General features: G+C 67.8%; 5 protein-coding genes. All 5 read left to right on the top strand.

What is annotated here, in order from left to right; genetic code table 11:
* Positions 1 to 86 precede the first annotated feature (86 nt).
* Positions 87 to 1,889, top strand: a complete 1,803-nt coding sequence (locus Y706_RS0106060; protein ID WP_028275884.1) for a peptidoglycan D,D-transpeptidase FtsI family protein — start codon at positions 87 to 89, stop codon at positions 1,887 to 1,889.
* Positions 1,890 to 2,068: 179 nt separating this feature from the next.
* Positions 2,069 to 3,730, top strand: a complete 1,662-nt coding sequence (locus tag Y706_RS0106055; protein ID WP_028275883.1) for a UDP-N-acetylmuramoyl-L-alanyl-D-glutamate--2,6-diaminopimelate ligase — start codon at positions 2,069 to 2,071, stop codon at positions 3,728 to 3,730.
* Between the two features lie 6 nt (positions 3,731 to 3,736).
* The gene (murF, locus tag Y706_RS0106050) at positions 3,737 to 5,314 is read left to right on the top strand and encodes a UDP-N-acetylmuramoyl-tripeptide--D-alanyl-D-alanine ligase (RefSeq protein WP_028275882.1); all 1,578 of its coding nucleotides are present in this window, start codon (positions 3,737 to 3,739) and stop codon (positions 5,312 to 5,314) included.
* On the top strand, positions 5,311 to 6,420 hold the full coding sequence (gene mraY, locus Y706_RS0106045; RefSeq protein WP_028275881.1) for a phospho-N-acetylmuramoyl-pentapeptide-transferase: 1,110 nt from the start codon (positions 5,311 to 5,313) through the stop codon (positions 6,418 to 6,420). The genes murF and mraY overlap by 4 nt, the downstream gene beginning before the upstream one ends.
* Positions 6,417 to 8,003, top strand: a complete 1,587-nt coding sequence (murD, locus tag Y706_RS0106040) for a UDP-N-acetylmuramoyl-L-alanine--D-glutamate ligase (RefSeq protein WP_028275880.1) — start codon at positions 6,417 to 6,419, stop codon at positions 8,001 to 8,003. Before mraY ends, murD begins: the two co-directional genes overlap by 4 nt.
* Positions 8,004 to 8,073 lie beyond the last annotated feature (70 nt).

Raw genomic sequence — 8,073 nt, 5'->3', positions numbered from 1 at the left:
GGCGGCTCGGTTCCCGCCCCCGCACAGAAGACGCCGGGGCAGTAACGTTCACTGACCACCAGCAAGGCAAGCAGCAAGGACTCACCGTGGCGAAGAACTCCGGCAGGGCAAGCAAGGCGAAAGCCCCAAACCCCACCCGGCGGCTCCGCATGGGGCTGGGCATCATGCTGGCGCTCCTGCTGGTGGTCGGCGGCAAGCTGTTCATGGTCCAGGGCCTGGACATCGGGGGACTGGCTGAGGCCGCCCTCAACAACCGGCTCACGCCCACCGTGCTGCCTGCGGAGCGCGGCAGCATCCTTGATTCCTCCGGCGCGGTCCTGGCCAGCAGCGTCATCCGCTACAACGTCGTGGTGGACCAGACAGTCAACACCAAGACCGAATCCTTCCGCCGGTTCGAGACCATCAACGGCAAGGACGAACTCGTCAAGGTCACCCGGGACCAGGGCATCTCCGAACTCGCCGCAGTGCTCGGCATGGACCGCGGCACCCTCCGCGATGCCCTGACAGGAACCCAGCGCTACTACATCGTGGCCAAGGACCTGAAACCGGACGTCGAGGACAAGGTGTCCAAGCTGCAGATTCCCGGCATCGTCACCGAAGGCACCAGCAAGCGGGTGTACCCCAACGGCTCCGTGGCCGGCGGAATCGTGGGTTTCCTCAAGGACGGCAGCACCGGACAGGCGGGCCTCGAACAGACCCAGGACGAGGTTCTCAAAGGCACACCGGGCAAGCGGCTGTTTGAAATCGGCGCCGACGGACTGCGCATCCCGGTGGGCGTGGACCAATTGACGCCGGCGGTGAACGGCAAGGACATCAAACTCACGCTGAACTCGGACCTGCAGTACTTTTCCCAGCAGGCGATCCAAAGCCAGAAGGACAAGCTCAGCGCCGAGTGGGGTGTGATTGTGGTCCAGGACGCCAAGACCGGAAACATCGTCGCCATGGCCGATACCGACTCCCCGGATCCGAACGACCCCGGCAAGGTTGCCGCCGAGGACCGCGGGGTCCGGGCAGTCACCGCCGCCTACGAGCCCGGCTCGGTGGAGAAGATGATCACGGCCGCAGCGGCGATCCAGGAAGGGAAGTCCAGCCCGCTGGACAGGTTCACCATTCCACCGACCTACACCGTGGACGGGCAGACCTTCAGCGACGCGTTCGAACACGGCACCGAGCAGCGGACGCTGGCGGGCATTGTCGGCTACTCCATGAACACCGGCACAGTCATGGTGGGCCAGCGACTGAGCAAGGAACAGCGTTATGACTGGCTGCGGAAGTTCGGCATCGGCGAGGCCCCCGACATCGGTCTGCCGGCCGAATCCAAGGGCATCCTGACCCCGGCCGACCAGTGGGACGGGCGCCAGCAGTACACAGTGCTCTTCGGCCAGGGCGTCGCCCAAACCACCCTCCAGACCGTCCGGGCCTACCAGAGCATCGCCAACGACGGCGTGATGCTCCAGCCCCGGCTGATCGACAGCTACATCAACCCGGACGGCGCCGAGGAAAAAGTCCCGGCCAAGGCCCCGCAGCAGGTCGTCTCCAAGGAGACCGCAAAACAGGTCCGCGACATCCTTGAGAGCGCCGTAACCGAGGGTGAGATCAAAGAGGCTGCGATCGACGGGTACCGGGTGGGCGCCAAGACCGGCACATCCGAATCGCCCTGCGACGACGGCAAATCAGGGTTCTGCGGCTATACAGCCTCCATCATCGGAATGGCGCCCATGGACGATCCGCGGTTTATTGTTGAGGTGGTCCTGCAACGGCCCAAGGGAAGCATCTTCGGAATCACCAACGGACCGGTGTTCCGTTCGGTGATGAGCCAGACGCTGCGCACATTCAACGTCCAGCCCTCCACCGGCGAACCCGCGCGGCTGCCGCAGTACGCCAAGTAGCGCCTGTTCCACCTGGCACCCGGAAGTCACCAGCCGACGCCACACCCATTGCCTGCGCGCCGGAGCATTTCCGCGTGCGCAGGTCCCGATCTACCAGTGCCCGATTCATTCAGTGCCAGATTTTTTCAGTGCCCGATTAGTTCAGTGCCCGATCCACTAGCACCACAACGGAGATCCACTTGTCAGAGCTCACCGACCCCGATGCTTCCGCGCCGTCCGGCCATGACTCCACCCAGGGCTTCCGGCCCACTGCGGTTGCCGCAGTGCCGCTGGCAGCTATTGGCGCGGCGATCGGCGTGGCCGTTCCCGGTGCGTCCGGCTCCGTCCAGGTCACCGGGATCTCCCTGAACTCCCGGTCGGTCCGCCCGGGAGACCTGTACGTGGCCCTGCCGGGCGCCACACGGCACGGGGCCGACTTCGTGTCCCAGGCCGTCGACGCCGGCGCCGTGGCGGTCCTGACAGACGACGCCGGGGCGCGCCTGCTGGCCCTGGGCCATGACATCGCCGTCCCGGTGCTGCTGGCCCACGAGCCGCGCAACGTGGTCGGCCGGCTGTCCGCGCTCATCTACCAGAGCAGGCCCGACGGCGCCGGGGCACCGGCCCTCTTCGGGGTGACAGGCACCAACGGCAAGACCACCACCACCTATTTCATCAATGCCCTGCTGCGGGCGCTGGGCAAGCGGACCGGGCTGATCGGGACAATTGAGATCCTGGCCGGCGGGGAGCCGATCCCGAGCCTGCTGACCACGCCCGAATCCACGGATGTGCACGCCCTGCTGGCGCTCATGCGCGAACGCGGGCTCGATGCCGCCTCCATGGAGGTTTCCTCGCACGCCGTGTCCTTCCACCGCGTCGACGGCGTGGTGTTCGACGTCGCCGGCTTCACGAACCTCACCCAGGACCACCTGGACCTGCACGGGACCATGGAGGAATACTTCCAGACCAAAGCCCGGCTGTTCACGCCGGAACGCGCCCGCGCCGCCGTCGTGACCATCGATGACGACTGGGGCCGCAAGCTCGCGGCCACCGCCGAAATCCCGGTCACGACCCTGGCCACGGCCGGGGCCGACGGCGCCGGGCCGGCTGACGCCGACGGGACCGCGGACTGGACCGTTGCCCGGACTGCTCCGCGGGGCCTCGGCTCCGACTTCGTCCTCCGGCACCGCGACGGCGCCGAGCTGCGCGTCCACACGGGCCTCCCGGGCGGCTTCAACGTCGCCAACGCCGCGCTGGCCACAGTGATGGTCCTCGCCGGCGGCCACGAGCCGGCCGCGGTGCAGGCCGCCCTCGACGCCGCGGATCCCTTCACCGTCGCCGTGCCCGGCCGGATGCAGCTCGTATCCACGGCACCGGCCGCCGTGGTGGACTTCGCGCACAACCCCGACGCCCTGGCCCGTGCCCTCGAAGCCGTCCGGTCCCCGGAACCCGGATCCAAAGTGATCATCGTTTTCGGCGCCACCGGCCAGCGGGACCAGGGCAAACGCCCCGCGATGGGGGCCATCGCGGCGCGGCTGGCGGACACCGTGATTGTCAGCGACGACGATCCCCACGACGAGGACGCGGCGGCCATCCGCGCGGACGTCCTTGCCGGGGCCCTGGCGGCCAAGGACGACGAAGGCCTGGACTGCACAGTCCTGGAAGTCTTCCCGCGCGACGCCGCCATCCTGAAGGCCGTGGAGCTCGCCGGAGCCGGGGACACCATCCTGGTAGCCGGGCGCGGGCACGAGGTCTGGCAGGAAGTCAAGGGAGTCAACCTGGCACTGGATGACCGGGTGGAGCTTCGGAACGCCTTGACAGCACGGGGATTCACCGTTCTCGAAGACCACCGGATAGAGTCCTAAACCGAGATGATTGCATTTACAGCGGCGGAAATCGCCGACATAACCAACGGCCGGCTCGCCGCGGAACCGGGAATTACCCCCGCCTCCGTGGTGACCGACTCCCGCGAGGCCACGGCGGGTTCCCTCTATGTGGCCAAACCGGGGGAGAACGCCGACGGACACGACTTCGTCGGCGCAGCCTTTGACCGGGGCGCCGTATTGGCGCTCGTGGAGCGCGAAGTGGCCGACGCCGCCGGAACGGACTATCCCGCCGTCGTCGTTGAGGACGCTGTCCTCGCCATGGGCGCGCTGGCCGCCGAAGCCGTCCGCCGGATCCGCGCCAGCCGCGCCGCGGCCGGCGCCGCTTTCACCGTGGTCGGCATCACCGGCTCCGCCGGCAAAACCACCACGAAGGACCTGCTCGCCGGAATCTTCACGGCCGCCGGCGCCGAAGGTGCCACAGTTGCACCGCAAGGGTCCTACAACGGCGAGATCGGCGTGCCGCTCACAGTCTTCAAAGCCGACTTCGACACCCGCTACCTCGTCATCGAGATGGGCGCCACGGGCATCGGCCACATCCAATACCTCGCGGACATGGTCCGGCCGGAGATCGGCGTCGTCCTCGGCGTCGGCTCCGCCCACGCCGGCGAGTTCGGCGGCGTCGAGAACATCGCGGTCGCCAAGGGCGAACTCGTGGAGGCGCTCCCGGCCGCGGGCACCGCCGTGCTGAACCTGGACGACTCCCGCGTCGCCGCGATGGCCACCCGGACCCGGGCCCGCGTGCTCGGCTACACCTCACGCGCGGCCACCACCGGCCAGGACAGCACCATCCAGACCGACGTGGCCCAAGCCGATGTGGTGAGGGCCGCGGATGTGGAACTGAACGCCGACGGCCACCCCGAGTTTGAGCTCTACCTGCCCGCCGACGTGACGGACGGGAAAGCAGAGCAAGGACCAACCCGGCACCACGTCGCCGCCAAGCTGATCGGCGCCCATCACATGGCCAACCTCCTCGCGGCCGCGGCCGCGGCGCACGCGGCCGGCATCCCCGGCGCGCAGATCGCGGCCTCGCTCAGCGCGCAGACCGCCGCCAGCCGCTGGCGGATGGAGCGCACGGAGCGTCCCGACGGCGTGACCGTCATCAACGATGCCTATAACGCCAACCCGGAGTCCATGCGGGCAGCACTGCGGACGCTGGCCGAACTGGGCCGCGGCCGCCGCACCTGGGCGGTCCTGGGCGCCATGCTGGAACTGGGCCCGGATTCCATCCGCGAGCACATGGCAGTCGGCACCCAGGTGGTGCGGCTGAACATCTCCCGGCTCGTCGTGGTGGGCCGGGAGGCGCGGTCGCTGTATGTCTCCGCCGTCAACGAAGGCTCCTGGGGCGACGAATGCGTTTTCGCCGAGACGGCGGACGAGGCCTACGAGCTTCTCCAAGCCGAGCTCCAGCCGGGCGACCTGGTCCTGTTCAAGTCTTCGAACGGCATCGGGCTGCGCCACTTGGGGGATCGGATAGCATTACCCCCACATGCCACCCAAGACTCTCCCGAGCGACCTGCTGAGGGAACTGCCGCAACCGCCACAGAAGGGAGTGCACAGCTGTGATTGCACTGCTGATGGGCGCCGGAATGGCGCTGCTCCTCGCGTTTGTGGGCACCCCGCTGTTCATCCGGTTCCTGGTCCGCAAGGGCTACGGACAATTCATCCGGGACGACGGACCCACCTCCCACCACACCAAGCGGGGCACGCCCACAATGGGCGGCACCGTTGTGGTCGTCGCGGTCCTGGTCAGCTACGGGCTCACGCACCTGATCATGTGGATGATGAACCCGCACTCACCGGGGCCAAGCGCCTCCGGGCTTCTCCTGCTCTTCCTCATGGTGGGCATGGGCCTGGTCGGATTCCTGGATGACTTCATCAAGATCTCCAAGCAGCGCAGCCTGGGCCTGGACGCCAAGGCCAAGCTGATCCTCCAGGGCGCCGTTGGCATCATCTTTGCCGTACTGGCGCTGAACTTCCCGAACGCCGCGGGCCTGACCCCGGCGTCCACCCAGATCTCGCTGGTGCGCGATATTCCGTGGCTTAACCTCGCGTTCGCCGGAACCGTGCTCGGCGCCATCTTGTTCGTGCTGTGGTCCAACCTGATCGTCACGGCCGCGACCAACGGCGTGAACCTCACCGACGGCCTCGATGGCCTGGCCGCCGGCGCTTCGGTCATGGTTTTCGGGGCCTACACGCTCATGGGCATCTGGCAAAGCAACCAGGCCTGCGGATCCCCGCGGCAGGCCGGCAGCGGCTGCTACTCGGTCCGCGACCCCCTGGACCTGGCCCTGCTGGCCGCCATCCTGAGCGCGGCGATGGTCGGGTTCCTGTGGTGGAACACCTCGCCCGCGAAGATCTTCATGGGCGACACCGGCTCCCTTGCCATCGGCGGCGCCGTCGCAGCCTTCGCTATCCTGTCCCGCACCGAACTGCTGCTGGCCTTCATCGGCGGGCTCTTCGTCCTCATCACGCTCTCGGTCATCATCCAGGTGGGCTACTTCAAAATCACCAAGGGCAAACGGTTCTTCAAGATGGCACCGCTCCAGCACCACTTCGAACTCAAGGGCTGGGCCGAAGTCACGGTGGTGGTCCGGTTCTGGATCCTGTCCGGGTTGTTTGTCGCCGCCGGCCTGGGCATCTTCTACGCCGAATGGGTGGTGCTGCTGTGACCGGTCCCATCCCCGCCCCGCTCACCACCTCGCCCCGGCTGCAAGGACTCACCACCTGGGATTCCGACTGGGCCGGCCTGCGCGTCGTGGTCACCGGCATCGGCGTCTCCGGCTTCGCCGCCGCCGACACCCTCATTGAACTCGGCGCCCGCGTGGTGGTGGTAGATGCCGCCACCAGCGCCAAGGCGCTGGCCCAGGCCGACACACTCCGGATCGTCGGCGCCGTGGACGTCCTGCTGGGCGAGGAAGCGGTGGAGTCCGTTCCGAAGATCGACGGGCAGAAGCCGGACCTGGTGGTCACGTCCCCGGGCTGGCGCCCGGACCAGGCACTGCTCGCCGCAGCGGCGCGGGCGCACATTCCGGTGTGGGGCGACGTCGAGCTCGCCTGGCGGCTCCGCGAACGCGAGGGCCGCAAGACCGCCGACTGGCTGGCCATCACCGGCACCAACGGCAAGACCACCACGGTCGGCCTGACCGAATCCATGCTCCAGGCCGCCGGCCTGAAAGCGATCGCCGTAGGCAACGTCGGAACCCCGATCCTGGACGCCCTGCGCGATCCCGTGGACTACGACGCCTTCGCGGTGGAACTGTCCAGTTTCCAGCTGCACTGGAGCCACTCGGTGTCACCCGTGGCCAGCGTGTGCCTCAACGTCGCTGAAGACCACGTGGACTGGCACGGCTCCTACGCCTCCTACCTCGCCGACAAAGCCAAGGTCTACGCGAACACGCAGAAGGCCTGCATCTACAACGCCGAGCAGATCGAGACCGAACGCATGGTCGAGGACGCGGACGTGGTTGAAGGCTGCCGGGCCGTGGGATTCACCACACTGACCCCGGCCATCAGCATGCTCGGCGTCGTGGAAGGGCTGCTGGTTGACCGGGCGTTCATCGCCGAACGCAAGGACAGCGCGGCCGAACTCGCCTCGATCGCCGACCTCGGACCGGTGGCGCCGCGCCACATGGTGGCCAACGCGCTGGCAGCCGCTGCCCTGGTCAGGGCCTACGGGGTGGAGCCATCGGCTGTGCGCCAGGGCCTGCTGAACTACCTTCCGGGAGACCACCGGATCCAGCTGGTGGCCCGGCATGAGGGTGTGCTGTGGATCAACGATTCCAAAGCCACCAACCCGCACGCCGCCGCCGCCTCCTTGTCCGCGTTCCAGAATGTGGTGTGGATCGCGGGAGGCTTGTCCAAGGGCGTGAATTACGACTCCCTGATCCAGGAACAGGGCAGCCGGCTCAAGGCCGTGGTCCTGATCGGCGCGGACTCCAGCGATCTGCAGGCCGCCCTGAAGCGACACGCGCCGGATGTCCCCGTGATCGGGCAGGGCAAGGGCGAGACTGAAGACGTGCAGACTGCCGGTACGGCCAAAGCCGACGCAGGCCCTTCGCCGATTTTCGGCGAGACTGTGATGGCCCAGGCCGTTGCCTCGGCGGCTCAGCTGGCCGCCTCCGGGGACACTGTGCTGCTGGCCCCGGCGGCTGCTTCCATGGACCAGTTCTCTTCCTATGCTCACCGTGGCGATGCCTTCATCGAAGCTGTCCGCGAGCTCGTGGAAGGGCAGGCTCAGACCCGCGAGGAGTAACAATGGTCAGCACGCCCACACGTACGACGGCGGCACGATCCGCCGCAGGCGGGGCCAGCAGTGGCACGCC

Origin of the sequence: Arthrobacter sp. I3 (genome assembly GCF_000520575.1) — a bacterium.
Classification (GTDB): Bacteria; Actinomycetota; Actinomycetes; order Actinomycetales; family Micrococcaceae; genus Arthrobacter; species Arthrobacter humicola_A.
Note: the sequence above shows the minus strand (reverse complement) of the source record. Positions and strands in the feature narration are given on the sequence as shown.

Excerpts from the sequence above, each read along its gene's own strand:
- murF (WP_028275882.1), top strand. The coding sequence starts at position 3,737 with ATGATTGCATTTACAGCGGCGGAAATCGCCGACATAACCAACGGCCGG.